The 206-nt window shown below is 68.0% G+C and carries 1 protein-coding gene; it reads left to right on the top strand.

What is annotated here, in order from left to right:
- A partial coding sequence (locus QN345_RS20700) for a hypothetical protein (RefSeq protein WP_323509289.1) occupies positions 1 to 206 on the top strand: 206 nt, incomplete at both ends.

Genomic DNA, 206 nt, shown 5'->3' with positions numbered 1-206 from the left:
GCTTCAACGGTGCCGGCACCCAGTATGCCTCGGCCGTGCTGACCAGCGACATCGCCCAACCCGTCCCGAGCGGGGCAGCGGGCACGGCAACGATCAAAGTCATCGGTCATGACGACCCGACCGCGCGCACCGCGAACGTGGAAGTGTGGATCAACGGCAAGCACTTCACCCTGAAAGCTGCGCCCGCCCCGCACAACGCCGGCCCC

The sequence above is a fragment of the Cryobacterium sp. 10I1 genome (genome assembly GCF_035019805.1).
In the GTDB taxonomy this organism is placed as follows: Bacteria; Actinomycetota; Actinomycetes; order Actinomycetales; family Microbacteriaceae; genus Cryobacterium; species Cryobacterium glucosi.
This window is presented reverse-complemented; position numbering and strand designations above follow the sequence as displayed.